General features: G+C 72.0%; 23 protein-coding genes. 4 read left to right on the top strand and 19 right to left on the bottom strand.

Annotation, left to right across the window (positions count from 1 at the left end; translation table 11 throughout):
* The first annotated feature begins 69 nt into the window (after window positions 1-69).
* Window positions 70-1,173, top strand: coding sequence for an MFS transporter (locus BLW32_RS11785; protein ID WP_068742062.1), 1,104 nt, complete (start codon window positions 70-72; stop codon window positions 1,171-1,173).
* 132 nt (window positions 1,174-1,305) lie between these two features.
* Here BLW32_RS11785 and BLW32_RS11780 read toward each other — a convergent pair whose 3' ends face one another.
* Both BLW32_RS11780 and BLW32_RS11775 read right to left on the bottom strand, forming a co-directional pair.
* A complete protein-coding gene (locus tag BLW32_RS11780; protein WP_068742063.1) occupies window positions 1,306-2,187 on the bottom strand; it encodes a diacylglycerol/lipid kinase family protein in 882 nt (293 codons plus the stop codon).
* Window positions 2,184-3,773: an FAD-binding oxidoreductase gene (locus BLW32_RS11775; RefSeq protein ID WP_068742064.1), complete on the bottom strand. Its 1,590-nt coding sequence runs from the start codon at window positions 3,771-3,773 to the stop codon at window positions 2,184-2,186. The genes BLW32_RS11780 and BLW32_RS11775 overlap by 4 nt, the downstream gene beginning before the upstream one ends.
* Before the next feature lie 15 nt (window positions 3,774-3,788).
* Here BLW32_RS11775 and BLW32_RS11770 point away from each other — a divergent pair, with 15 nt between their 5' ends.
* Window positions 3,789-4,397 (top strand): TetR/AcrR family transcriptional regulator, encoded by a 609-nt coding sequence (locus BLW32_RS11770; RefSeq protein WP_068525252.1) that lies wholly within the window; start codon window positions 3,789-3,791, stop codon window positions 4,395-4,397.
* Window positions 4,394-5,944 carry a glycerol-3-phosphate dehydrogenase/oxidase gene (locus BLW32_RS11765; protein ID WP_231857383.1) on the top strand — a complete coding sequence of 517 codons (1,551 nt, stop codon included), beginning with the start codon at window positions 4,394-4,396 and terminating at the stop codon, window positions 5,942-5,944. Before BLW32_RS11770 ends, BLW32_RS11765 begins: the two co-directional genes overlap by 4 nt.
* On the opposite strand, the gene BLW32_RS11760 is transcribed toward BLW32_RS11765, so the two are convergent.
* From BLW32_RS11760 to BLW32_RS11730, 7 genes are read right to left on the bottom strand one after another with little or no spacing between them, the layout of a single operon-like run.
* Window positions 5,938-7,092 carry a GTP-binding protein gene (locus tag BLW32_RS11760; RefSeq protein ID WP_068742065.1) on the bottom strand — a complete coding sequence of 385 codons (1,155 nt, stop codon included), beginning with the start codon at window positions 7,090-7,092 and terminating at the stop codon, window positions 5,938-5,940. The two genes, BLW32_RS11765 and BLW32_RS11760, sit on opposite strands and share 7 nt — an antisense overlap.
* A gap of 46 nt (window positions 7,093-7,138) precedes the next feature.
* The gene (locus tag BLW32_RS11755; protein WP_068742066.1) at window positions 7,139-7,627 is read right to left on the bottom strand and encodes an SRPBCC family protein; all 489 of its coding nucleotides are present in this window, start codon (window positions 7,625-7,627) and stop codon (window positions 7,139-7,141) included.
* A complete protein-coding gene (locus BLW32_RS11750; RefSeq protein ID WP_231857384.1) occupies window positions 7,624-8,022 on the bottom strand; it encodes an ArsR/SmtB family transcription factor in 399 nt (132 codons plus the stop codon). The genes BLW32_RS11755 and BLW32_RS11750 overlap by 4 nt, the downstream gene beginning before the upstream one ends.
* A gap of 33 nt (window positions 8,023-8,055) precedes the next feature.
* Entirely contained in the window at window positions 8,056-9,096 is a 1,041-nt protein-coding gene (locus BLW32_RS11745) for an Rv2578c family radical SAM protein (protein WP_068742068.1), read from the bottom strand.
* 54 nt (window positions 9,097-9,150) lie between these two features.
* Entirely contained in the window at window positions 9,151-9,843 is a 693-nt protein-coding gene (locus tag BLW32_RS11740; RefSeq protein ID WP_068525241.1) for a hypothetical protein, read from the bottom strand.
* Between the two features lie 5 nt (window positions 9,844-9,848).
* Entirely contained in the window at window positions 9,849-11,147 is a 1,299-nt protein-coding gene (hisS, locus tag BLW32_RS11735; protein WP_068525239.1) for a histidine--tRNA ligase, read from the bottom strand.
* Complete coding sequence (locus tag BLW32_RS11730; protein WP_068742069.1) at window positions 11,144-11,881, bottom strand: MBL fold metallo-hydrolase; 738 nt, start codon at window positions 11,879-11,881, stop codon at window positions 11,144-11,146. The genes hisS and BLW32_RS11730 overlap by 4 nt, the downstream gene beginning before the upstream one ends.
* A gap of 108 nt (window positions 11,882-11,989) precedes the next feature.
* Between BLW32_RS11730 and BLW32_RS11725 the strand changes: the two genes are divergently transcribed.
* Complete coding sequence (locus BLW32_RS11725; protein ID WP_068742070.1) at window positions 11,990-13,123, top strand: peptidylprolyl isomerase; 1,134 nt, start codon at window positions 11,990-11,992, stop codon at window positions 13,121-13,123.
* A gap of 96 nt (window positions 13,124-13,219) precedes the next feature.
* Here the strand turns inward: BLW32_RS11725 and BLW32_RS11720 are convergent, their stop codons facing one another.
* From BLW32_RS11720 to BLW32_RS11675, 10 genes are all read right to left on the bottom strand, one after another.
* Window positions 13,220-15,562 carry a RelA/SpoT family protein gene (locus BLW32_RS11720; RefSeq protein WP_068525233.1) on the bottom strand — a complete coding sequence of 781 codons (2,343 nt, stop codon included), beginning with the start codon at window positions 15,560-15,562 and terminating at the stop codon, window positions 13,220-13,222.
* 39 nt (window positions 15,563-15,601) lie between these two features.
* A complete protein-coding gene (locus BLW32_RS11715) occupies window positions 15,602-16,162 on the bottom strand; it encodes an adenine phosphoribosyltransferase (RefSeq protein ID WP_068742071.1) in 561 nt (186 codons plus the stop codon).
* Window positions 16,155-17,291 (bottom strand): protein translocase subunit SecF, encoded by a 1,137-nt coding sequence (gene secF, locus BLW32_RS11710; protein ID WP_068742072.1) that lies wholly within the window; start codon window positions 17,289-17,291, stop codon window positions 16,155-16,157. The genes BLW32_RS11715 and secF overlap by 8 nt, the downstream gene beginning before the upstream one ends.
* Window positions 17,288-18,850, bottom strand: coding sequence for a protein translocase subunit SecD (gene secD / locus BLW32_RS11705; RefSeq protein ID WP_082791445.1), 1,563 nt, complete (start codon window positions 18,848-18,850; stop codon window positions 17,288-17,290). The genes secF and secD overlap by 4 nt, the downstream gene beginning before the upstream one ends.
* A gap of 84 nt (window positions 18,851-18,934) precedes the next feature.
* The gene (gene yajC, locus BLW32_RS11700; RefSeq protein ID WP_068525227.1) at window positions 18,935-19,273 is read right to left on the bottom strand and encodes a preprotein translocase subunit YajC; all 339 of its coding nucleotides are present in this window, start codon (window positions 19,271-19,273) and stop codon (window positions 18,935-18,937) included.
* 96 nt (window positions 19,274-19,369) lie between these two features.
* Window positions 19,370-21,478, bottom strand: coding sequence for a RecQ family ATP-dependent DNA helicase (locus tag BLW32_RS11695; RefSeq protein WP_068742073.1), 2,109 nt, complete (start codon window positions 21,476-21,478; stop codon window positions 19,370-19,372).
* A gap of 90 nt (window positions 21,479-21,568) precedes the next feature.
* The gene (locus BLW32_RS11690; RefSeq protein ID WP_068742323.1) at window positions 21,569-21,937 is read right to left on the bottom strand and encodes a carboxymuconolactone decarboxylase family protein; all 369 of its coding nucleotides are present in this window, start codon (window positions 21,935-21,937) and stop codon (window positions 21,569-21,571) included.
* Between the two features lie 20 nt (window positions 21,938-21,957).
* A complete protein-coding gene (locus BLW32_RS11685) occupies window positions 21,958-22,548 on the bottom strand; it encodes an RBBP9/YdeN family alpha/beta hydrolase (RefSeq protein ID WP_068525211.1) in 591 nt (196 codons plus the stop codon).
* Window positions 22,545-23,882 (bottom strand): MFS transporter, encoded by a 1,338-nt coding sequence (locus tag BLW32_RS11680; RefSeq protein WP_068742324.1) that lies wholly within the window; start codon window positions 23,880-23,882, stop codon window positions 22,545-22,547. The genes BLW32_RS11685 and BLW32_RS11680 overlap by 4 nt, the downstream gene beginning before the upstream one ends.
* A gap of 23 nt (window positions 23,883-23,905) precedes the next feature.
* On the bottom strand, window positions 23,906-24,958 hold the full coding sequence (locus tag BLW32_RS11675) for a beta-keto acid cleavage family enzyme (RefSeq protein WP_068525209.1): 1,053 nt from the start codon (window positions 24,956-24,958) through the stop codon (window positions 23,906-23,908).
* Window positions 24,959-24,979 lie beyond the last annotated feature (21 nt).

Raw genomic sequence — 24,979 nt, 5'->3', positions numbered from 1 at the left:
TAGTCTCCGAAATATGCATCCGAGACCTGCGACCAGCAGTGGCGTCAACCTGCGCGAACGCGGCTGCGCATGGACGTTCGCGTGAGCGCGCCGGCCGCGATCGCCGTCCGGCCGCGCATCGCAGGGGCGTACCTACTGCTCTTCCTCATCGGTGCGGAGACCTTCCTGATCTCGCCACTGTTGCCGACGATCACGGCTGCGCTGCAGACCGACGTCACGACGGCGGCGAACGCCACGACCGCGTACGTGCTGGTCTATGCGATCGCGTCGCCGTTCCTCGGGTCCGTCTCCGATCGCGTGGGCCGGCGGGCGCCGTTGCTCATCGGCGCGGGATTGTTCCTAGTATCGAACCTCGCTTGCGCCCTGGCGCCGCAGGTCGCCGTCCTGATCGCCGCTCGCGCGGTGGGCGGGCTCGGAGCGGCGCTCGCAGGACCGAGCATCTGGGCGTACCTGGCGGACAGTTCCCCCGACCCCGAGTCCATCGGCATGCTGATGGGCCGCGGCATGGCGTTCTTCTCGTCCGGCCAGGTGATCGGTATCCCGGTCGGTGCCGGCATCGCCGCCGCGGCCGGGTGGCAGTGGAGCTTCGTCGCCCTCGCGGCCGGCACCGCGGTCGCGACCGGGGCGCTCGCCTCGGCCGTTCCACGCGGCCGACCAGCTGGAACTCCGCCGACCCTCGGGGAGGGCTTGCGGGTCGCCCTCGATGCTCGCGTCGGACCGATCCTGGCGGCAACCCTCGTGGTCCAGTCGTTCAGTCTCGGCGCCTACGCGTATGCGGGTCAGATTCTTCATGAGCGTCTCGGCTGGAGCACCGCGAGCCTCGGACTCGTGGGTGTCCTCGTCGGGCTGGGCAGCGTGACCGGGTCATTACTAGGTGGGAGGCTCACCCGATCCGGCCTGCCCGGGCCCACGCGGACGGCCCTGTGGATCGCGGTAATCGGCGCAGGGCTCGGCGCGTTCGCCCTGTCACACAGCGCGGTCCCCGCGCTCGTGGCGCTCTTCGTGTGGTTCGTCGGCAGCGGCGGCTTCGTCACTGCGCAGCAGACGGCGCTGGCACTGGCCGCCGGCGATCGACGCGCCTCGGCGAGCGCGTGGAACACCAGCGCCATGCACGCGGGTACTGCGATCGGCGTCTTCGTGCTCGGCACGGTCATCGCGGGAGCCAACGGATGACCGCCGGCATCCAGCACGGCGGGCGGATGTCCTGGTACACCCATTCCCTTGTTGCGGCGATCTCCGTCCCCTTGTCGCGGCGATCTCCGTCGCGGCCCTGCTCCTCGTACGGCCGCCCGAGTACGCCACGGATCAGCGGGGCACGAGGACCGGGAGGACGGCCTTGCGGATCCCGACGGTGACGGGAAGCTCCTGCAGGTAGTCGCCGTCGGCGTGGACGGGGATCGGGCGGTCGGCACTCACGAGCACCTCCTGGCCGCTGAACGTCAGCACCTCCGCCCGCGCGACGTGCGCGCCCGTCTTCGCCTCCCCCATCGCACTGATGAGCTTGAGCTTGTTCCCGGCGCCGTCGACGGCGAGCACGTCGATCCGGCCGTTGTCGGACGCGGCGGCGGGGACCATGTGGAGGCCGCTGCCGTACCAGCCGGAGTTGGCGACCACGACCATGTGCACCGGGCCCTCGTAGGCGGCACCGTCGACCTCGATGCGGAAACCGGCCGGCTTCCAGCGGAGCGCCGCGATCGCCGGGGCGACGCGGTACGCGAGCGGCCCCATCCAGCGCAGCTTGTTGATGAGCTCGGTGGCGACGGAGTCCAGGCCGACGTAGACGTTGCCGACGGCGATCTCGTCGCCGACGGTGAGCACGTCGAGGTCCTTGCGCCGGCCGTCGGTGAGCACGTCGGCGATGGCGGACGGATCGTCGGGGATCCGCAGGTGGCGAGCCATGTCGTTGCCGCGGCCGGCGGTGACGATGCCCATCGGCGCGCCGGGAACGCGGAGCACGCCGGTGGCGACCTCACGGATCTGGCCGTCGCCGCCGACCGCGACGGTCAGCGCGCCCGAGGCAGCGGCCTCCTCGGCGCGCCCGCGGGCGTCGGTGCCGGAGGTGGACTCGACGACCTCCGTGGAGACGTCCCGGCGGGCGAGCTCCTCGGCGACGGCGGCCCACCGCGTGCGCGCGACCCCGCCGCCGGAGATCGGGTTGAGGACGGCGATGACGTCGGTGGCGGTCACGGGAGCAGGATCCCGGGGTTGAGCACGCCCTGCGGGTCGAGGGCGTCCTTGATCGCGCGCAGGGCGGTGACCTGTACGTCGCCGATCTCCTCCAGGTAGGTGGCGCGGTGGTCGGTGCCGACGGCGTGGTGATGCGTGATGGACGCACCGGCGGCGCGGATCGCGGCGTTGGCGGCGGTCTTCGCGGCGCCCCACTGGGCGAGCGGATCGGGCAGGGCCTTCGCGATCACCGTGAAGTACAGCGACGCGCCCGTCGGGTAGACGTGCGAGATGTGGCACATGACCACGGCGGGGGTGCCCTGCTCGCCGAGCGCGCCGGTGAGCGCGGCGGTCACGTCGGCCTTGAGCCGCTCGACGTTCGACCAGAAGGTGACGGTCTCCAGCGTCTCGACCAGCGCGCCCGCGTCGAGGAGCGGATCCCGGAGGTAGGGGCCGCGGAACCGGCCGGCGCGCCAGGCCTCCCCCGGCTCCTCGCCGAGGAACTCGCCGCCCAGCTCGATCAGGCGCGCCGAGACGTAGCCGTCGCGGCAGTCGACGTCGGGCTCGTCGCCCTCGAAGCCTACGACCATGAGGCAGCCGCCGACCGCAGCCTTGCCCGCCGCGCCGGGGTTCGCGAGGTTGAGGCCGGTCTCGGCCTCGTCGGACAGGCGCAGCACCGTCGGGCGGACGGAGCTCTGCGCGAGCACCCGCATGGCGTTGGCACCGGCCGCGAAGTCGGGGAACCGCCAGCCGTAGAAGCGGCGGACCGTCGGGACGGGGTGCACCCGCACGCGGACGGCGGTGACGACGCCGAAGACGCCCTCGGACCCGAGGAACAGCTGCCGCAGGTCCGGGCCGGCGGCGGACTTGGGCGCGGTGCCGATCTCGGCGACGCCCTGCGGCGTCGCGACGGTGAGCCCGACGACCATCTCGTCGAACCGGCCGTAGCCGATGGAGGACTGGCCGGCGGAGCGGGTCACGGCGCACCCGCCGACGGTGGCGCCCTCGTAGGACTGCGGGAAGTGGCCGAGCTCGTAGCCGTGTTCGGCGAGGAGCCGCTCGGCCTCGGGCAGGCGGGTGCCGGCGGCGAGCGTGGCGATCTGGGAGACGGCGTCGAGATCGATCAGCCCGGTGAGGCCGCGCAGGTCCAGCGCGACGACGGGGCGCGTCCGCTCGGGTGCGAGGCCGCCCGTGACGGAGGTGCCGCCGGAGAACGGGCTCAGCGTGAGGTCCTTCGCCGCACAGACGGCCAGCACCGCGGCGACCTGCTCGGCCGACGTCGGGGTCACGACCGCGTCCGGCGCGTCCGAGGTGTCGCCGGCGCGGTACTTGAGCAGGTCCGGCGTGGAGAAGCCGCGCAGGTGGCCGAGCCGGGTAGCGTCGTCGGTGGCGACCGTCACACCGGTCTTCTGCAGGGCGGAGAGGGCGCGGCCGGAGACGCGGGAGGGCATGAGGAAGGGCTGCTCCGGTTCCCCCGGGCCGCCGTCGATGCCGAGCATGGTGAGCGCGCCGAGCACCGAGTCGGACAGGTGCATGGGGTTCGCGGGGTCACCCCAGCGGCCGGGCTCGAAGGCGACGACGGGCAGATCCACCTCGGACGAAGTCATGATACATTTGTACACATGATGTCGCAGGATCTCAATCCCCGGGGGTCGGCCCCCCGCGGCCCCGCCAACGCCGTCGACGACGAGCTGATCCTCGATGCCGCGCGCGACCTGATGGCCACCATCGGGATCCGCCGCACCACGATGGCCGACGTCGCCCGCACCGCGCAGGTCTCCCGCGCCACCCTCTACCGCCGCTACCCGAACGTGCAGGCCCTGGCCGCCGCGGTCACCACCCGCGAGTTCGTGGCCGCCCTCTCCTCGATGGGCCTGTTCGACGGTGCCACCGGCCGCGAGACCATCGCGCGGACCGTCGTGCACGTGACCGCCGCGGCGCGCTCGCACCCGCTGCTGCGCCGCATCGTCGAGCTCGACCCCGAGTTCCTCATGCCCTACCTGCTGCACCGCACCGGCCGCACCTCGCGCGCCCAGCTCGAGGCGATCACCGGCGGGATCGCCACCGGGCAGGCCGACGGCAGCATCCGCGCCGGAGAGCCCGCCGAGCTCGCCGCCGTCGTGCTGCAGCTCGCCTGGTCGTCGGCGCTCACCGGGCCGGTCTTCACCGAGTCCGCCGATCTTCTCGACGCCCAGCTCTTCGACCTCCTCGACCGGTACCTCGCGCCGTGACGGCGACCGTCGGAACCATCGATCCGGCCACACGGCTCTCGGCCGCCCGCCGCGCCGCCGACCTCGCCGCGCTGGCGGCCGACCCGTCGGTCGACGTGCTGGTCATCGGCGGCGGCGTCACCGGGACCGGCGTCGCGCTCGACGCCGCGAGCCGCGGGCTGCGCGTCGCGCTGGTGGAGAAGCACGACCTCGCTTTCGGCACCAGCCGCTGGTCGTCGAAACTGGTGCACGGAGGCCTGCGGTACCTGGCCTCGGGCGCCGTGGGCATCGCCTACGAGAGCGCCGTGGAGCGCGACGCACTGATCCGCGTGATCGCGCCGCACCTGACCCGCCCCCTGCCGCAGGTCGTGCCGCTGCTCGGCGACGTCCGGCGCCGGGACGCCGCGCTCACCCGCGTCGGCTTCCTCGCGGGCGATGCGCTGCGCCTCGCCGCCCGCACGCCGTCGTCCGAACTCGCCCGCTCCCGCCGGATCTCCGCAGGAGAGGTCATCGCCATGGCCCCGACGGTGCGCCGCACGGGCCTGCGCGGCGGGCTCCTCAACTGGGACGGACAGCTCACCGACGACGCCCGGCTCACGGTCGGCATCGCCCGGACCGCCGCCGGCCACGGCGCGACGATCCTCACGCATTGCACCGCCTCGCAGGTCACCGGCACCGCGGCGACCGTCACCGACGGGCTGACGGGCCACTCGGTCACCGTCCGGGCGAAGGTCGTGATCAACGCGACCGGCGTGTGGTCGGGCACCGTCGACCCGGCGATCTCGCTGCGCCCGAGCCGCGGCACGCACCTCGTCCTCCGGCAGGAGAGTTTCGGCGGGCTCACTGCGGGCCTGACGGTGCCCGTTCCCGGCGCGTTCGGGCGGTACGTCTTCGCGCTGCCGCAGCCGGACGGGCGGGTCTACGTGGGCCTCACGGACGAGGAGGCCGACGGCCCGCTCCCCGACGTGCCGACGCCCTCGGACGACGAGATCGACTTCCTCCTCGCGACGGTGAACCTCGCCCTCGGCACGCCGCTGACCCGCGAGGACGTGGTGGGCACCTTCGCCGGCCTGCGCCCGCTCCTCGATTCGGGCGCCGGACGGACCGCGGACGTCTCCCGCAAGCACGCGGTGCTCACCCGCGGCGACGGCCTGGTGACGGTCGTCGGTGGCAAGCTCACGACGTACCGGCGGATGGCGGAGGACGCGGTGGACGCCGCGCTGGCGACGTCGGGCCTACCTGCCGGCCCGTGCGTCACCACGACGCTCCCCCTGGTGGGCGCCGCGACGCGGGACGCGCTGCGGCGCATCGACGCCCCCGAGCGGCTGGTCCGCGCCTACGGCACCGAGGCCTCCGCCGTGGTGGCGCTCGGCGCGACCGATCCGGCTCTCGCCGCGCCGGTCGCCGCGGGTACTGAGGTCACCGGCGCGGAGCTGGTCTTCGGTGCCGTCGTCGAGGGCGCGATCACCGAGGCGGACCTGCTCGAGCGCCGCACGCGGCTCTCCCTGATTCCGGAGGTCGCCGCGGCGGCCACGGGGGCCGCGCGGGCCGCGCTCGCCGGTCAATGACGGTGCGCCGGCACGTTCCACGCCGGTAGCCGGTCCGGGTACTCGACCCAGGCGGCGGGCCCCTCGGCGACCTCGTCGTCGGTGAGCAGGGCGCGGTCCAGCAGGGCCCGCATCCGCTCGGCGTCGAGCCGCACGCCGATGAAGACCAGCTCCTGCTGCGGCGCACCGTCGACCTGCGACCAGTAGGCGGCGGGCTCGATGGTGAGGTTGGGCCCGGCCTGGGACCAGACGCCGACCAGGTCCGGACGGCTCGCGATCCAGCAGAAACCCTTGCTCCGGAGCACGGCACGGACGTCCGCGAGCGCTTCGAGCAGCCGCTGCGGATGGAACGGCCGGTCGGCCCGGTAGGCCATCGAGGAGATCCCGTACTCCTCCGTCTCGGGCGTGTGGCCGCCGATCACCTCGTCGTCCCAGCCCGCGACCGAGGACGCGGCGTCGTGGTCGAACAGGCCGGTGCCGATCACCTCGGTCACCGCGATCTCGCCGCGCCGGAGCGGCCGCACCTGCGCGCGCGGGTTGAGCCGGCGGACGGTGGCCTCGACGGCGCCGCCGGCGGCCGCGGAGACCAGGTCCAGCTTGCTGATGAGCACGACGTCGGCGAACTCGACCTGGTCGATGAGCAGGTCGGCGATGGACCGCTCGTCGCCCGCGGCGGCGCCGAGGCCGCGCTGCGCGAGGCTCGTGCCCCGGGCGATCTCGCCGAGGAACGTGCTGGCGTCGACCACGGTGACCATCGTGTCGAGGGCGGCGAGGTCGCCGAGGCGGCTGCCGTCGTCGAAGGTCCAGTCGAAGGTCGCGGCCACGGGCATCGGCTCGGAGATGCCCGTGGACTCGATGACGAGATGGTCGAAGCGCGGTCCGCCCTCGGGGGTGCGTTGCCGCGCGATCGCGCCGACGGCGTCGACGAGGTCCTCGCGCAGGGTGCAGCAGATGCACCCGTTACTGAGCTCGACGAGCTTCTCCTCGGTGCGGTCGAAGCCGCCGAGGTCGACGAGCGCGGCATCGACGTTGACTTCGCTCATGTCGTTGACGATCACCGCGATCCGCAGGCCGTCGCGGTTGGTCAGGAGGTGGTTGAGCAGCGTGGTCTTGCCGGCGCCGAGGAAGCCGGAGAGGACGGTGACGGGCAGTGGGGCTGAGGCGGTCATGCCACTAATAGTAATCATTTCCATTAGTGATGCACGGCCACCCCCGCTACCGGCCGCCGTAGTGCGTGGACATCGCCGGGAAGTAGTCCGCGAAATCCGGTGCCGCGCTACCATTCTCGGCGGCGACGAGCGCGTCGAGGTAGTACTCCCAGCCCGGCCCCACCTCCGCGGCGTTCGCCGCGGCATCGAGGTGGTGAACGAAGGTCAGCCGCGTGCGGTCACCGTCGCGCTCGACGAGCGCTTCGAGGTTCCACTCGCCGTACTCGTCCTTCGCGTGCACGCCGAGCCGCCGCGGGGGCTCGCACGCCGTGATGGTCATGGGCATCACCGGCGAGCCCTCCTCGAAGCCCATCGTCACCTGCACGACCGATCCGACGCCGGGTTCGCCGGTCCAGCCGCCGAACCACCGCGCGGTGCGCTCGGGCTCGGTGATCGACGCCCAGACGTCGTCGACGCCGGCGTCGAAGTAGCGCTCGAGTATCAGGTCGCGCCCGTCGCCGGTGGATTCCACGCGCCCCGTCGCCTGCTTGGTCATGCCGTTCCCCGTTCGTGCGGTCGGTCGATCTCGGTCGATACCCCCGCGGCACCCGCCGCGCGAGCGTTGTCGCGCCGCGCTCGGCGCACCTCGGTGTCGAGCGCGGGCGAAGCGAGTAGGCCGCCGAGCCGGGCGGGTCCGCGGACCCGGGCCAGCCAGTCGTCGACCTCATCGAGGGCGGCGAGCCGCAGCGCGTACGAGCGCTCCCGGCCGTCGTCGCCCGACGGCCCGCCCTCGACGACGCCGGCGTCGCGGAGCACGCGCAGATGGCGACTGACGGCCGGCCGGCTGATGTCGAACTCGGCGGCGATCTGCCCGGCGGTCATGGGAGCACCGCTGAGCAGGACCACGATCCGGCGGCGGACCGGGTCGGCGATGGCCGCGAAGACGCTCACCCCGAAAGCGTAACGCATCGGTTACGCACCTGTCTAGAAGAGCGACTCCTGCAGGTCCGGGGCGGCGGAACCGTCGACGCGCGGGGCGCGCGGCACGCGCTGCGGCGGGCTCGCGTACGGATCCTCCAGGCGCAGCAGGCCGAACTCCTCGAGCATCGGGGTGACGCGGGCGCGCAGGTGCGTGCGGTAGTCGGCCGAGACCCGCCCGGTGGAGCCGTACAGCTGGCGGTAGCGCCGCACCAGCATCGGATGGTTCTCGGAGAGCCAGCCGAGGAACCAGTCCCGGTACCGCCCCGTCAGGTTCAGCGCCATGACCGACGCACTGGCGGCACCCGCGTCGGCGAGCGCCGCGATGAGCGCACGCAGCGAGGCGGCGTCGTCGGTGAGGTAGGGCACGACCGGGGCGACCATGACGTGACAGTCGAAACCCGCCTCCGCGATGGCGCGGATGAGCTCCAGCCGGGCCTCGGGCTTCGGCGTTCCGGGTTCGAGCGAGCGCTGCAGCTCCGGGTCGAGCAGCGCCAGCGACACCGACAGCTGCACCGGCACGCGCGTGGCGGCGGTCGTGAGCAGCGGGAGGTCGCGCCGCAGGAGCGTCCCCTTGGTGAGGATGGAGATCGGCGAACCCGCGCCGGCCAACGCACCGATCACGCCCGGCATCAGCCGGTACCGACCCTCGGCGCGCTGATAGGGATCGGTGTTGGTGCCGAGCGCGACGGGCTCCCCCCGCCAGGAGGCGCGCCGGAGCTCCTTCTTGAGCACCGGGACGAGGTTCGTCTTGACCACGATCTGCGAGTCGAAGTCCCCGCCCGCATCGAACTCGAGATACTCGTGACTCGACCGCGCGAAGCAGTACGTGCACGCGTGCGTGCACCCGCGGTACGGGTTGACGGTCCACGAGAAGGGCATCGCCGAGGACTCGGGCAGCTTGTTCAGCGCGCTCTTACAGAGGACCTCGTGAAAGGTGATGCCCTCGAATTCCGGCGTGGTGACCGTGCGCCCCACGCCCTCGAGCCCCGGCAGCGCACGCACGCCCGAACCGGCATCACTCAGCAGCTGACCGTCCCATCGCACACCGCTATTCGAACATCTCGTTCGATCGGAGTCAAGTGTTCGAACAGCGCGCGTCTACCATGGCGGCCGGGCGATCTCGTCCACCTCGTCGGCCGTGAACACCAGCTCCTCGGCGCCGCCGACCTCGCGCGCGATCCCCGCCGCACGGAACAGCGGTCGGTCGCGCATCGGCGTCGACGAGGCCTGCGACCGGGACTGTTCCGCGAGCACGCGCCCGATGTCGCGCACCTCCGCGCGACGGTTGCGGTCGAGCGCCTCCGCGAGTCTGCGGGTGCCCAGCATCGGCAGCTCCCGGCCCCGCACCCGGCCGCGGCCGGGCCCCTCGTACAGGGCGACCGGCAGGCGCACCGTCGTCCTGCCGTGCCGGATGCGCAGCGAGACCTGGGCGAGCCGGGCCACCTCGGCGACGAGGTCGACCTCGTCGGCGTCCATGAGGTTCACGCGCTGCGTGCGCAGCGTCCTCCGGGTGAGCACGCGGTGGTCGAGCACGACGCGGCGCCGGGCGACGCCGAGATAGCCGCCGAGCCCCGGCGCGGCGCCCGCGACGAGGACGGCGGTGCCCCACACCGGCCCGGCGAGGACCGCGACGACCACCGCGATCACCACGGTCACCAGGAGCCCCACGGCCACCGCGCGCCGCACCTTCGGCAGCACCACGCGGGGCGGGATCAGGTCCACATCGACGGCGTCCTCCGCGCTCAGCTCCCGCGGATCGCGGGCGCCGGGCTCGGCGGGACTGGACGACACGCGGGCTACCCTGCGCTCTCGGAGCTCTCGGTCACGATCACGTCCACGACGGTATCGATCGGGAGGGCCCGCTGCTCGCCCTTCGCCAGATCCTTGACCATGACGACGCCCTGCTCCAGCTCCGCATCCCCCAGGATCAGGGCGAATCGGGCGCCCGAGCGGTCCGCGGCCTTCATCGCGCCCTTCATGGCGCGGTTGCCGTAGGCCATGTCGGACGCGACGCCCGCCGACCGCAGGCGGCCGAGCAACGGCACCATCGCATCGCGCGCGGCGTCGCCGAGCGGCACGCCGAAGGCCACGACGCGCGGCGCCGCCGGGGCGCGCTTGCCCTCCGCGGCGAGGGCGAGGAGCGTGCGGTCGACGCCGAGCCCGAAGCCGACGCCGGTGACGCCCTCGCGGCCGCCGAGCTGCTCGACGAGGCCGTCGTACCGCCCGCCGCCGCCGATGCCCGACTGCGCGCCGAGGCCGTCGTGGACGAACTCGAAGCAGGTCTTCGTGTAGTAGTCGAGGCCGCGCACCAGGCGCGGATTCACGACGTACGGCACGCCCATCGCGTCGAGGTAGCCCAGCACCTTCTCGAAGTGCTCCTTCGGCTCCGGCGTGAGGTTGTCGATCATGAGCGGCGCGTCGGCCGTCATCGCCTTGACCTCCGGCCGCTTGTCGTCGAGCACGCGCAGCGGGTTGATCTCGGCGCGCCGGCGGGTCTCCTCGTCGAGGTCCAGCGCGAACAGGAACTCCTGCAGCTTCGCGCGGTACTGCGGGCGGCACGTCGCGTCGCCGAGGCTCGAGACCTCCAGCCGGAAGCCGTCGAGGCCGACGCTGCGGTAGGCGCGGTCCGCCACCGCGATCACCTCGGCGTCCAGCGCCGGGTCGTCCACACCGATGGCCTCCATGCCGACCTGCTGCAGCTGCCGGTAGCGGCCCTCCTGGGGACGCTCGTACCGGAAGAAGGGCCCCGCGTACGCGGCCTTCACGGGCAGCTGGCCGCGGTCGAGGCCGTGCTGGAGCACCGCGCGGACCACGCCGGCGGTGCCCTCGGGGCGCAGCGTCACCGAGCGGTCGCCGCGGTCGGCGAAGGTGTACATCTCCTTCGCGACCACATCCGTAGATTCGCCGACGCCGCGCGCGAAGAGCGTGGTGTCCTCGAAGATCGGCAGCTCGATGTAGCCGTACCCCGCCTCGGCGGTCGCCCGCAGCAGCGCGGTGCGCACGGCGAGGAAGTCGGCGGAGCTGTTCTTCTCCCCCGACGGCACCGGGATGTAGTCGGGAATGCCCTTGGGAGCCTGGAAGCTACCGGCGCTCACAGTCCGTATCGTCCTTTCCGCTCACCCGGCGTCTCGGTGCCGGTGAGGCCCTGCAGGAACGGGTTCGACGCCCGCTCCCGTCCGATGGTGGTGGCCGGGCCGTGCCCGGGCAGGACGACGGTGTCGTCCCGCAGCGGCAGCAGCTTCGCCGCGATCGAGCCCAGCAGCTGCTCGTGACTGCCGCCCGGGAGGTCGGTCCGGCCGATGGAGCCCTGGAACAGCACGTCGCCGTCGAAGGCGACGGTGACCGTCTCGCCCTCGACCGGGGCACCGGCACCGTCGACCGCGGGGGCCTCGACGGTGAAGACGATCGAGCCCGCGGAGTGGCCGGGCGCGTGGTCGACCCCGAAGGTGATCCCGGCCAGGGTGACGGGCTCGCCGTCGACGAGGTCGATGACCTTCTGCGGCTCGACGAAGACCTGGTCGCCGATCATCGCGCCGAGCGCCGCGCCGATCCCGACGGCGGGATCCGCGAGCATCGGGCGGTCGCCCTCGTGGATGTGCACGGGGATGCCGTACTCGTCGGCGAAGGGCTGCGCGGTCCACGTGTGGTCGAGGTGACCGTGCGTGAGCAGGACCGCGACGGGGTTCAGGCGGTGCTCGGCCAGCAGCTGCTTGAGGGGCTCGACGGCGTCCTGACCGGGGTCGATGACGACGGCGTCGGAGTCCGGACCGGCCGCGACGACGTAGCAATTGGTCTGGAACACCCCCGCGGGGAATCCGGTGATCAGCATCCGACCATTGTGGCACCAGACCCGGTGACGGCGTCTATCAGGTTTAGCTGGCAGACTTGGCGATCAGTTGTGCCCGCCGGATGTCGGTAATGAGGAGGTCGTCACACCGTGCCGAGCAATGAAGAGCGCCGCCAGGCAGCCCGCGAGAAGCTGGCGAAGCAGAATGAGCGGCGTGAGGCCGACGCGCGCAAGCGCAAGGTGAAGGCCATCGGGGCGGGTGTCGCCGTGGTGGCGGTGGCCGCCGTCGTCGCCGCCTACATCTGGGTCCCGGCGGGCCCGCGGGCGCCGTTGCGCGTCGCCGCGGAGAACAAGTTCAAGTCGCTCCACGTGACCTGCGACTTCGGCGACCGCGATCCCGCGGCCGATGCCCGCAAGAGCATCGATTCGCAGAAGAAGCAGATCGCGACGATGCGCACCCAGATCGCGGACGCGCAGAAGCGCCTGCCCACGATGCCGGCGGACCAGAAGGCGTCCTTCCAGCAGCAGATCGACGCCGCGATCGAGCAGACCGACAGCTCGGAGAAGTCGATCGCCGAGGCCGAGAAGCAGCTGCCGACGCTCGACAAGCTCACCGAGCGCAACAAGTCGCTCACCAAGCCCGAGGGCAAGGACGTCCCGAACACCGGCACGATGACGGGCACGATCACCACCAACAGCGGCCCGATCGGCTTCGAGCTTGACCGGTCGAAGGCGCCGTGCAACGTGGAGACCTTCGTCGCGCTGATGCAGGCGAAGTACTTCGACGCCACCACCTGCCACCGCGAGACCGCCAGCGAGGCCGCCGACAAGAAGAGCGGCCTGTTCGTGCTGCAGTGCGGCGATCCGTCGGCCACCGGCCTCGGCGGCCCGAGCTGGACCTCGCCCGACGAGGCGCCGAAGTTCCTCAAGGCGGCGTCCGCCGAGAGCAACCCGATGCAGGCCGCGCAGAACGTGATCTACCCGGCCGGGACGATCGCCGTCGCGAACGCGAACCAGCAGTCGAACCCGCAGACGGGCCAGGAGGGCACGTACAACACGGGCTCGAGCCAGTTCTTCCTCGTCTACAAGGACACCACGCTGCCCGCGAACTACTCCGTGATCGGCAAGACCGACGACGCCGGCCTGACCGTGCTGCAGCAGATCGCCAAGAAGGGCATCGTGCCCAAGCCGGGCGATCCCGCCCCGAAGCCGGGCACCCCCGTCACCGACGGCAAGCCCAAGGACCCGGTGGACATCACCACCATGGCGCTCGCCGCCCAGTAGTCGAAGCACGACGAAGGCCCCCGCTCCGGCGGGGGCCTTCGTCGTTCGGTGCGCCGCGCGCGTGCGTCCGTGGCGGGCGGCGCCGCTGCGGAGCGCCTACTGCGCCGACGTCACGCGGTAGACGTCGTAGACGCCCTCGACGTTGCGCACCACGTTGAGCACGTGGCCGAGGTGCTTCGGATCCCCCATCTCGAAGGTGAAGCGCGACACCGCCACCCGGTCGCGCGACGTGGTCACCGACGCCGAGAGGATGTTGACCTTCTCGTCGGCGAGCACCTTCGTCACGTCGGAGAGCAGGCGGTGCCGGTCGAGCGCCTCCACCTGGATCGCGACGAGGAAGACCGACGACGCGGACGGCGCCCACTTCACGTCGAGGAAGCGCTCCGGCTCCTTGCGGAGCTCCGCCACGTTGGTGCAGTCCGTGCGGTGCACGCTGACGCCGCCGCCGCGGGTGACGAAGCCGACGATCTCGTCGCCCGGCACCGGCGTGCAGCACTTGGCGAGCTTCGCCAGCACGCCCGGCTGCCCGGTGACGAGCACGCCCACGTCGGTCGTCGCCGTGGGCCCGGAGAAGGTCGACGGGGTGCTGCGCTCGGCGAGCTCCTCGGTGGCCTCCTCGATCCCGCCCAGCTGCTCGACCATGCGCTGAACGACGGTGTGCGCCGACACCTGGTGCTCGCCGACGGCCGTGTACAGCGCGGAGACGTCCGCGTAGCGCAGTTCCTTGGCGATGCCCGCCATCGACTCCGCGTTCGTCAGACGTTGCAGCGGGAGGCCCGAACGGCGCACCTCCTTGGCGATGGCGTCGCGGCCGTTCTCCAGAGCCTCCTCACGGCGCTCCTTCGCGAACCACTGCCGGATCTTGGCCTTGGCCCGCGGGGAGACCACGAAGGACTGCCAGTCGCGCGACGGGCCGGCGTTCTCGGCCTTGCTGGTGAAGACCTCGACGACCTCGCCGTTCTCGAGCTTGCGCTCCAGGGCGACGAGCCGGCCGTTCACGCGGGCGCCGATGCAGCGGTGCCCCACCTCGGTGTGCACCGCGTAGGCGAAGTCCACCGGGGTGCTGCCCGCGGGCAGCGTGATCACGTCGCCCTTGGGCGTGAAGACGAAGATCTCCTTGACCGCGAGGTCGTAGCGGAGCGACTCGAGGAACTCCCCCGGGTCCGCCGCTTCCCGCTGCCAGTCGAGGAGCTGGCGCATCCACGCCATGTCGTCGACCTCGGTCAGGTCCGAGTTCTTGGCGCCCCCGCCCGCGCGGCCCTTGGTCTCCTTGTACCGCCAGTGCGCGGCGATGCCGAACTCCGCGGTCCGGTGCATCTCGCGGGTACGGATCTGCACCTCGAGGGGCTTGCCCTCCGGGCCGATGACGGTGGTGTGCAGCGACTGGTAGACGCCGTACCGCGGCTGCGCGATGTAGTCCTTGAACCGCCCGGCCATGGGCTGCCACAGCGAGTGGACGGTGCCGACGGCGGCGTAGCAGTCGCGCACCTCGTCGCACAGGATCCGCACGCCGACCAGGTCGTGGATGTCGTCGAAGTCGCGCCCCTTGACGATCATCTTCTGGTAGATCGACCAGTAGTGCTTGGGCCGGCCCTGCACGTCGGCGACGATCCGCTGCGCCGCGAGCGCGCCGTTGATCTCGGCGCGCACGGATGCCAGGTAGGTGTCGCGCGACGGTGCCCGGTCGGCCACCAGCCGCACGATCTCGTCGTACTTCTTCGGGTGGAGGATGGCGAAGGCCAGGTCCTCCAGCTCCCACTTCACGGTCGCCATGCCCAGGCGGTGCGCGAGCGGCGCGATCACCTCGAGGGTCTCGCGCGCCTTGCGGGCCTGCTTCTCGGGCGGCAGGAAGCGCATGGTCCGCATGTTGTGCAGCCGGTCCGCGACCTTGATCACCAGCACCCGCGGGTCGCGGGCCATGGCGATGATCATCTTGCGGATCGTCTCGGCCTCGGCGGCGCTGCCGAGCGCCACCTTGTCCAGCTTGGTGACGCCGTCCACCAGGTGCGCCACTTCGGGGCCGAACTCGGCGGTGAGCTGCTCGAGGCTGTAGCCGGTGTCCTCGACGGTGTCGTGCAACAGCGCCGCGACCAGGGTCGTGGTGTCCATGCCGAGCTCGGCGAGGATCGTCGCCACGGCGAGGGGGTGCGTGATGTACGGGTCGCCCGACTTGCGCATCTGGCTGGCGTGCCGCTGCTCCGCCACGTCGTACGCCCGCTCGATGAGCGCGACGTCGGCCTTGGGGTACACCTCCCGGTGCAGCGCCACCAGGGGCTCGAGCACGGGTCGCACATGGTTGCGCGTACCCGTCATCCGGCGGGCCAGGCGCGCCCGCACTCGGCGCGTGGTGGACCCCGTGGTCTCCAGGTTGGGCGGGCCCTGCTGCCCCGCCCCGGCGGGTGTGCGCGCGGCGTCGGAACCTTGAGACTGCAGCGACATGGTGCCTCCCCGCCCGGACGACGTGACTGGACTAGGGATTCAGCCTACCGAGATCGCCGAGACCGCGATGCCCCCGGCGGGCAATTCCTGCAGTCGCGCCCGTCCGCCGAGCGCTTCGAGCTCCAGGACGACGGACACGCGCTCGACGATCGCCCCCGCGCGACGCAGCAGCGCGACGGCCGCGGAGACGGTGCCGCCGGTGGCGAGGACGTCGTCGACGATGAGGATCCGCCTGCCCTCCAGCGCGATGCCCTCGGCGGGGATCTCCAGTGCCGCGGAACCGTATTCGAGCTGGTACTCCTCGCGCAGTACGGGCGGCGGCAGCTTGCCGGCCTTCCGCACCGCGAGGGTGCCCACGCCCAGCCGCAGCGCCACACCGGAGCCCAGGAGGAAGCCCCGGGCGTCCAACCCGGCCACCAGGTCGACGGTGGCGGCGCCGTCCGGCCCGCGGCCCGCCGCGGCGAGCCCGTCGATGACCGCCGCGAGGGCGGCACCGTCGGCGAAGACGGGCGTGAGGTCGGCGAAGACCACCCCGGGCTCCGGGAACCCGGCGACGTGCCGCGTGTGCGCGGCGACGGCCGCGCGGGCCGCGTCAGTCACGACGACGGCTGCGCTTGGTCTGCGGCCGGGCGGGAGCCTTGTCGAGCTGCACCGCGCCCGCGTCCGTCGCGGCCACCGCGTCGGCGGTCTCCCCCGCCTCGGCGCGCGCCCGGCGAGCCAGCACCTTCTGGTTGTGCGCCTTGTACTGCGGGCGGCGCTCCTTGAGCGTGACCAGCAGCGGCGCGGCGAAGAAGACGGACGAGTACGTGCCGACCACGACGCCGACCAGCTGGATCAGGCCCAGGTCCATGAGCGTGCCGACGCCCAGCATGCCGGCGGCGACGACCATGAGCGCGATGATCGGCAGCGCCGAGATCACGGTCGTGTTGATCGAGCGCATCAGTGTCTGGTTGATCGCGAGGTTCGCCTGTTCGGCGTAGGTGCGCCTACTGGTGTTGAGCACGCCGCGCACGTTCTCCTCGACCTTGTCGAAGACGACGACCGTGTCGTACAGGGAGAAGCCGAGGATCGTGAGCAGGCCGATCACGGTCGCCGGGCTGACCTCGAAGCCGGACCACGCGTACACGCCCGCGGTGACCACCACGTCGAAGAACAGCGACGCGAGCGCGGCGAGCGCCATGTCCCACTCGCGGAAGCGGACCGCGATGTACACGGTGACCAGCACGAGGAACACCGCGAGCGCGAGCAGGCCGCGCTGGGTGATCTGATCGCCCCAGGTCGAGCTCACGCCCGAGAAGCTGATCGTGTTCTCGGCGGGCTTGCCGTCCTGTGCGGGCGGGTGGAACGTCTCGAACAGGGCGTCCCGCGCCTGCGTGATCTGGTTGTTGCTCAGCTCGGACAGCGCCACCTGGTAGGTCTGCGCCGCGCCGGTGCCGGCGGTCTGGACGGCCGAGGGCTCGACGCCCGTCGCCTCGCGCACCGTCTCGCGCACCTTGGCGGTGTCGACCTGGGCGTTCCCGACGGGGAACGAGATCTGGGTACCGCCCTCGAAGTCGATGCTGAACTTGAAGCCGGGGATCAGGATGCCCAGGATGGCGATCACGATGATGACGCCGGTCGCGATGTAGTAGCGGTTGCGCTTGCCGACGATGTCGAAGGCGCCGGTACCGGTGTAGAGCTTGGTGAAGAAGGAGGCCTTCTTCTCGCTCTCGATGCTGGTGTCGGTCATGCGGACGCCTCCCCGGTGGTAGCTGCGGCGCGCTTGCGCTCACGGCCGATGGCGGCCACGGCGCCGAGGCCGTTCATCGACGGCTTGGCGAAGAAGTCGGTCTTCGACGCGAAGTACACCAGCGGGTGCGTCACGAGGAAGACGATGACGACGTCGAGGATCGTCGACAGGCCGAGCGTGAAGGCGAAGCCCTGGACGTCGCCGACGGCCAGGACGTACAGCACGACCGCTGAGAGCAGCGACACCGCGTTGCCCGTCCAGATGGTGCGGCGGGCGCTCGCCCAGCCGCGTGGCACCGCGGACCGGAAACTTCGGCCCTCTCTGATCTCGTCCTTGATGCGCTCGAAGTACACGACGAAGGAGTCGGCGGTCATGCCGATGCCGATGATGATGCCGGCGATGCCCGCGAGGTCGAGCGAGTAGCCGATCCACCGGCCCAGCAGCACGAGCAGCCCGTAGAGCAGCGCGATCGACAGCGCCAGCGACAGCGCGACCAGCACGCCGAGCGCGCGGTAGTAGGCCAGCGCGTAGATCAGCACGAGCACCAGGCCGATCGCGCCGGCGATGAGGCCGGCCTTGAGGGACTCGAAGCCGAGCGTCGCGCTGACGGTCTGCGCGGTACCGGGCTTGAAGGACAGCGGCAGCGAGCCGTACTTGAGCACGCCCGCGAGGTCGCCGGCGGTCTGCTGGTTGAAGTCGCCCGTGATCTGGGTCTGGCCGCCGGTGATGGGGCCGTTGATGTTGGGCGCGGTGATGACCTGCGAGTCGAGCACGAACGCCGCCTGCTTGCCGACGTTCTTCGACGTGAAGTCGGCCCACACCCGCGAGGCCTCGCCGGTGAACTCGAGGGTCACGACGTACTGGACCTGGTTCTGCGGGATGCCCGACGAGGCGTTCTTGATGGACTGGCCGTCGATGATCGCCGGTCCCAGCGTGTAGACGGAGCTCGGCTGCCCCTCCTTGCGCTCGTCGGGACGATCGCAGGTGATGAGGGGCTTGGACGGGTCGTCGTTGCCGGCCAGCGGGTCCGACGGGGCGTTGCAGTTGAGCGACTCGATGGCCTTCTTCTGCACAGCGGGGTCGGTCGACTGACGCGTCGCGCGCGCCTCGTCGATCGCCTTCTTCGCCGCAGCCGGGTCGGTCAGGTCGGGAGCGGGGGTGTTGACCGCGGGGGCGGCCTGGGTGGCGAGCACCGGGCGCACCTTGAGCTGGGCCGTCTGGCCGAGGGTGCGGGCCTGGTCACCGTCGGAGCCGGGCACCGTGATGATCAGGTTCCGCCCGCTGATCTTGACCTCCGAGCCGGAGACGCCGAGACCGTTGACGCGCTTGTTGATGATGTCGCGCGCCTGCTCCATCTTGTCCGCCTCGGGCGCCTTACCGTCGGGCGTGACGGCCTGCAGCACGACGGAGGTGCCGCCCTGCAGGTCGATGCCGAGTTTGGGCTTCGGCTCCCGGTCTCCGGTGAAGAAGACCAGCCCGAACACCACGAGCAAGATCAGCCCGAAGGCGATGAGGAGCCGCGACTCGGTGCGGTCGCTGCTCGATGTTTTCCTGGCCACGGGCGGTTACGACTCCTCGGCGTGGAGAACGTCTCCGGCGGGCTCCGCCGAAGACGTTCGCTGAAGTGGTGACGGTGATGCGGGTCAGCGGTCCTCGGAGCGCTTGTCGAGGTCGATCTGGCCCTCGTCCTCGGTGATGGTCTCGATCGACGGGGCGCCGAGCTCCTCCGGGGTCAGCACCTTCGCGACGGCGCGGCGCACCCAGGTGGTGGTGATGCCGGGGGCGATCTCCAGGTCGATCGTGTCCTCGCCGAGGCCCACGACGGTGCCGTACAGGCCCGTGCTGGTCATGACCTTGGTGCCCACGGTGAGGGCGGCCTGCATCTCCATGGTCTCGTTCATCTGCTTCTTCTGCTTCCGGAACTGGAAGAACATGAAGACGAGCATCAGGACGAGCAGCAGGGGCAGGATCAGGTTCGGCATGGTTCTCCTCGGTGGTGTGGCCGCGGACGATCCGCGGCCTCGCCGCCCGGGTGTTAGGCAGCACTCGGTGTTCCAGTGTTCCACATCTCGCGCGGGTCAGGCGGGACGGTGCACCACCAGCGGCAACACCACGGCCGCGCCGGCCTCCCGCAGCCGGGCCGCCGCGACGGTCACAGCCCAGCCCGTGCCGGATTCATCGACGACGAGCAGCACGGACCGGCCCCGGACGGCCGCGGCGGCCGGACCGGCGTCGATCGCGTCGAGCCAGTGCGCGGCCTCCTGCGCCCCGGAGGCGTCCCTGCCGGGCGCGGGACCGCGGGGCACCGGCAGGCTCACCCGCTCCAGCCTGCCCACCTCGGCGATCCGGTCCGCGACGGGCTGGACGGGCGCGGAGCGGTCGGTCAGCTGCAGGGAGGCGACGATCTCGGGCCGGGCGCGCCACTGGTCGCGCCAGCGCGACAGCGCGGCGACGGCGGCGTCCCCGAGGTCGGCGATCGCCTGCGGATCGGCGGCTCGCGCGGCCCCGACGGTGCCCGTCCACTCCGGGGCGTCGGCGAAGACCAGCACCCGTCCCGGCTCGGCAGCGAGATCCGGCTGGATCCGGCCCTTACGGCCCGCTGCGCCGCCGGGCCACATCTTCCGCGGCTCGAGCACCTGGCTCTGGGATCGCAGCGCTCCCGCGACGGCCCGTGCCGTGTCCGGCGGGACCGGCTCACCGAGGCCGTCGGGCACGTGGCCCAGACACACCGAACAGCGGCCGCACGGCGCGGCCTCGGGATCGTCGAGCGACTCGGTGAGCAGCTGCATCAGGCAGCGCTCCCCGCGGGTGTAGGCGCGCATGATGTCGGCCTCGCGGCGGCGGGTGGCGACGATCCCGTCGTAGTGGGGGCCGTCGTAGTGCCAGGGCGCGCCGGTGGCGCGGTACCCGCCCTCCACGCGCTCCACGGCCCCGTCGACCGCGAGCTGCTTGAGCATGAGGTCGATCCGGGTGCGGCGGATGCCGGTCGCGGCCTCGAGGGCGATCGCCGACTGCCCTCCCCCGGTCTCGTCGTCCGCGAGGGCCGCGAGGACGCGGTCCATCTGCTGCGGATCCGGGATGGTGGCGGTGGCGAAGTAGTCCCACACACCCGCGTCGGACTCCGACGGCAGCAGCGCGACGACGGCGTGGTCGATGGCGCGGCCGGCACGACCGACCTGCTGGTAGTAGGAGACGGGCGAGGGCGGCGAGCCGACGTGCACGACGAAACCCAGGTCGGGCTTGTCGAAGCCCATGCCGAGCGCCGACGTGGCCACCAGGGCCTTGATCTCGTTGGCGCGCAGGGCGTCCTCGAGGCGGGCGCGGGTGTCCGGGTCGAGCTTGCCGGTGTACGCCGCGACCGGGTACCCGGGTCCGTGCACCGCACGGATCCCGTCGACGAGGCGCTCGGCGTCGGCCACCGTCAGCGCGTAGACGATGCCGGAGCCGGGCAGGTCCGGCAGGTGTCGCGCGACCCACGCGTACCGGGTTATCGGGGCGAGCGCCGGCAGCACGTTGAGCTGCAGGGACCGGCGCGCCAGCGGCCCCCGCAGCACCAGCGTGGCGTCGCCGAGCTGCGCGGCCACGTCGTCGGTGACGCGGGCGTTCGCGGTCGCGGTGGTGGCAAGCACCGGGGTCTGCGGGTGCAGCCGGGTGAGCACGTCGGAGACGCGGCGGTAGTCGGGCCGGAAGTCGTGGCCCCAGTCCGAAACCGCGTGCGCCTCGTCGATCACCAGCAGGCCGAGGGAGCCCTCGAGCGCGTCGAGGACGCGCCGCCCGAAGGACGGGTTGGCGAGGCGCTCCGGCGAGACCAGCAGCACGTCGATCTCGCCGGCGGCCAGGGCCGCCTCGATCGCGTTCCACTCCTCGAAGTTCGACGAGTTCAGGGTCGAGGCGCGCAGCCCCGCGCGCTCGGCGGCCGCGACCTGGTCGCGCATGAGCGAGAGCAGCGGCGACACGATGAGCGCCGGGCCAGCCCCCTCCGCACGCCGCAGCGCGGTGGCGACCCAGTACACCGCGGACTTGCCCCACCCCGTGGCCTGCACCACGAGCACGCGCGCCGCCGGCTCGAGCAGTGCCGCGACCGCCGTCTCCTGGTCGTCCCGCAGCGCCGCGCCGGGCCCCGCGAGGGCCTCGATCACCCGCCGGGCGCGCTCCGCCCGCTCTCCCGTGAGCTGTCGTTCCGTCATCGCCGAGACTCCCCTGATCGGTTGCACCCCGAGGCTAGACGGCCCCACCGACACGCGCCGCCGCGGCGGTCCCGCGGCGGCGCGCTCGGCCTACGCCCCGTCCCGGGCCCCTCCCCGGTCGCCGGACGCGCGCTCCCGCGCCTGCAGCTCCTCCATCAGGATCGGCGCACCGACGTTGATCGAGTGCACCCCGACCGTCGTCGCGAGCTTGAGCACCTCGAGGATCTCCCGCGGCTCGACGCCCAGATCGAGCGCAGCCCGCATGTGCCGGCGGACGCCCGGCGCGTACAGGTGGGTGCACGCGGCGTCGACCGCGATGCACAGCAGTTCCACCACCTGCGGGGTGAGCACGCCGCCCCGGTAGGTGCTCATGGTGGTCCGCATGAACGACTCCGTCCATTCCGGATCGAGCTCGGCGACGCCGTCCCACAGCGGATTCCAGTGACCGGCGTCCCGCATCGCGCCGACCACGGACTCGGTCACGACCGGCTCCGCGCGGTGGCGAGCTCCGCGACCAGCTCGTCGACGAGCGGCCACTCGCCGTACCCCGCCGCCGGGTTCAGGTGCCCGGCGTCGCCGAGGTCGACGAGCCTGCTCCCCCACGCCTCGGCGAGCCCCGCGGTCACGCGGTACCGGGCCAGCGGGTCGGTCCGGCTGGCGGCGACGACCGACGGGAAGGGCAAGCGACGCCGCGGGATCGGCTCCCACCCGGCCGCGGACAGCATCGCCGGACGCGGGTGCGGTTCGGGCCAGTCGACCCCGAAGTCGGGCGGGGTGGCGAGCACCGCCCCGCCGACCCGGCCGAGCACCGGGTCGCCGTCGGGCAGCGACCGGACCCACCGCACCGCGGCGAGCACCCCGGCGCTGTGCGCCACCAGGATCACCGGGCCGTCGACGGTCGCGACCGTCTCCCCCAGCAGCCGGGTCCGCTCGTCGATCGAGTGCCGGTCCGCCTCGGCCGGGAAGGGCACCGTGACGGCACCGTCGGTCCGGGCGGCGTAGAGCTCCTGCCAGTGCGACGGTGCGCTCCCCCGCAGGCCCGGCACGATCACGGGCACGGGCCCGGTCACCGCGCCGGCTCCGCGTTGAGGGCCTGCAGCTTCGCCAGGCCACGGGGATGCAGCCGCTTGCCGAAGACCATGAACAGCACCGCCGGGACGTAGACGAGCGGCGCGAGCTGCAGCGCACCCAGCAGGCCCAGCCGGTCCGCCAGAGCGCCGACGAGGATCGGCGCGAGGGCGAGGCCGAGGAGGTTGTTCGCCAGCGTGAGCGTGCCCATCGCCGAGGCCTGCACCGAGCTGTGCGTGAGCGAGGCGACCATGGCGGCCGCCGTGCCCGAGCTGCCCGCGGCGAAGAAGGCGCCGATGCCGAGCAGCACGAGCTGCGCGGTGCCCGTGGGCATCCGGAAGGCGACCATCAGGGCGACGAAGGCGATCGTGCAGTACGCGATCCCCGCCGTCCACTTCCGCGTTCCGTCGCTCAGGCTGTATCGGTCCGCGAGGAAGCCGCAGACGATCATCCCGGAGCCCACGAGCAGCACGAACATCGCCGCCGCACCTCCGGCCCTGTCCACCGAGAGGTGGTACGCCTCCTTGAAATACGTCGGCAGCCAGGTGAGCATGACCGCGGCCATGAACATCTGCAGGCCACTGCCGATGTAGGCGCACACGACGGGCGAATTCGTGAACAGGCTCGACAGGGGCGCGCGGGCCACGCGGATCGGCTCCGCGTTCTCCCACGACGGTGCCGCGCCGGCCCCGTAGACCCGGTTCCGCTTGACGCGGGCCTCGGTGACCACGAGCTTGAACACGGCGACGAGCAGCAGACCGAGCACGGCCATCGCACCGAGCGACCAGCGCCAACCGAAGTGGACGGCGATGAGGCCGCCGAGGCCGGTGCCGACCATGGTCCCGAAGGAGCCGCCGGCCATGAAGGACGCGGAGAGCGCGGCGTGCACCCGGGGCGCGAACAGGCTGAGCACCAACGCGATGCCGACGCTGCCGTACGCCGCCTCGCCGACACCGACCACGAACCGGGCGGCGAGGAGCTGCTCGTAGTTCTGCGCGAACGCGCAGGCCAGCGTGGCGACGGACCAGAGCACGGCCATGAGGACGAGGCTGCGCACGCGGCCCCAGCGGTCCGCCAGGATCGAGACCGGCAGGGTCAGCAGCCCCACCATGAGGGCGACCACGGAGATGAGCGAGCCCTGCTGGGCCTTGTCGAGGTGCAATTCCTGTCCGAGGGGGACGAAGACCGCGGCGAGCACCTGGCGGGACATGTAGTCGGACAGGAGCAGTGCGAACGCGAGCGCGAAGACGACCCACGGGTAGATCCGCCGACGGGACCGCGCGGGTCCCGTCGGCGTACCGTCGGCGTCCTCGATGTCACCCGTGCGGGTGGTCATGAGGGCCATTGTCATTCACCCGCTCAGGCGTGCTGGGTGAAACCGAGCTGGCCGGCCTGGCGGTTCGGCGCGTAGCCCAGCTTGGCCAGGGTCTCGTCGACGGAGCCGTACTGCTCGCCGATCCGGTAGATGTCCCGCGCCTCTTTGCCGGTGGCGACGTCGCGGCCGAGCTCGTGGCTGATCCGCACGAGCTGCTTGACCTGGTCGACGGACGTGATCTTCTCGCCGGGGCGGCCCCAGATGGTGTCCTCGTTGCCGCACCGGGTGTGCAGGCCCATCGCGATGGCCATGGTGTTGACCGGCAGCACGGACCGCATGAGGGTCTCCAGGGTGAGGATCGCACCGTCGGGAACGCGGCTGATGAAGTTCATGATGTTGTACGGGTTGGGGCCGTCGAAGCCGCCGCCGATGCCGACCCAGGTGAGGTTGAGGGGGCCCATGTACTTGCCGCGTCGGATGAGGCGCTCGACGGTCTCCAGCTGCGGGATCGAGCTGAGCTGGAAATGCGGCTGGATGCCGTTGGCGGTCAGGCGGCGCAGGTGCTCCTCGACCCACTCGGGGCCGGCGGGCACGGTCATCTCGCGGTAGGTGTCGTAGAGCTCGGGACGCTGCATGGACGTGCCCTCGATGTCGCCCTCGGTCATCAGCTCCATGATGTTCATCTGGCTGGTGTTGATGGCGATGGTGACCTGGTCGGGCTTCGGGTCGAGCTCGGCCAGCATGTGTCGGGTGTCGTCGGAGAGCCACTTGGCGTCGGCGCCGTCGCCCTCGGGGGCGAAGGAGATCGAGCCGCCGACCTGCAGGATCATGTCCGGAACGGCCTCGCGCAAGCCGGAGAGCAGCTCGTTGAACTTGGACAGTCGCTTGGAGCCGTGGCCGTCCTCCTCGCGGACGTGGATGTGCAGGACGGTGGCGCCGGCCTCGTAGCAGTCGACGGCCTGCTGGACGTGCTGTTCCATGGTGAGCGGGAGGTCCTCGCGGAAGTCGTCGAGCTCCCACTCGGGGCCGTACGGCGCGACCGTGATGACCTGCTTCTCCTGGACCTCGGGGAACAGGGCGTCGTCGTGGAAATGCATGGTGGATTCTCCTCGTGAGTG

This window comes from Tsukamurella tyrosinosolvens (assembly GCF_900104775.1).
GTDB classification, from domain to species: domain Bacteria; phylum Actinomycetota; class Actinomycetes; order Mycobacteriales; family Mycobacteriaceae; genus Tsukamurella; species Tsukamurella tyrosinosolvens.
Note: the sequence above shows the minus strand (reverse complement) of the source record. Positions and strands in the feature narration are given on the sequence as shown.

What these genes read in the sequence shown, in the direction of transcription:
- BLW32_RS11720 (WP_068525233.1), bottom strand. Translation starts at nt 15,562, where the DNA reads ATGTCGCTGCAGTCTCAAGGTTCCGACGCCGCGCGCACACCCGCCGGG.
- secF (WP_068742072.1), bottom strand. Translation starts at nt 17,291, where the DNA reads ATGACCGACACCAGCATCGAGAGCGAGAAGAAGGCCTCCTTCTTCACC.
- BLW32_RS11775 (WP_068742064.1), bottom strand. Translation starts at nt 3,773, where the DNA reads ATGACTTCGTCCGAGGTGGATCTGCCCGTCGTCGCCTTCGAGCCCGGC.
- BLW32_RS11730 (WP_068742069.1), bottom strand. Translation starts at nt 11,881, where the DNA reads ATGCTGATCACCGGATTCCCCGCGGGGGTGTTCCAGACCAATTGCTAC.
- BLW32_RS11675 (WP_068525209.1), bottom strand. Translation starts at nt 24,958, where the DNA reads ATGCATTTCCACGACGACGCCCTGTTCCCCGAGGTCCAGGAGAAGCAG.
- BLW32_RS11695 (WP_068742073.1), bottom strand. Translation starts at nt 21,478, where the DNA reads ATGACGGAACGACAGCTCACGGGAGAGCGGGCGGAGCGCGCCCGGCGG.
- BLW32_RS11680 (WP_068742324.1), bottom strand. Translation starts at nt 23,882, where the DNA reads ATGACCACCCGCACGGGTGACATCGAGGACGCCGACGGTACGCCGACG.
- BLW32_RS11785 (WP_068742062.1), top strand. Translation starts at nt 70, where the DNA reads ATGGACGTTCGCGTGAGCGCGCCGGCCGCGATCGCCGTCCGGCCGCGC.
- BLW32_RS11760 (WP_068742065.1), bottom strand. Translation starts at nt 7,092, where the DNA reads ATGACCGCCTCAGCCCCACTGCCCGTCACCGTCCTCTCCGGCTTCCTC.
- BLW32_RS11770 (WP_068525252.1), top strand. Translation starts at nt 3,789, where the DNA reads ATGATGTCGCAGGATCTCAATCCCCGGGGGTCGGCCCCCCGCGGCCCC.
- yajC (WP_068525227.1), bottom strand. Translation starts at nt 19,273, where the DNA reads ATGCCGAACCTGATCCTGCCCCTGCTGCTCGTCCTGATGCTCGTCTTC.
- BLW32_RS11755 (WP_068742066.1), bottom strand. Translation starts at nt 7,627, where the DNA reads ATGACCAAGCAGGCGACGGGGCGCGTGGAATCCACCGGCGACGGGCGC.
- BLW32_RS11690 (WP_068742323.1), bottom strand. Translation starts at nt 21,937, where the DNA reads ATGCGGGACGCCGGTCACTGGAATCCGCTGTGGGACGGCGTCGCCGAG.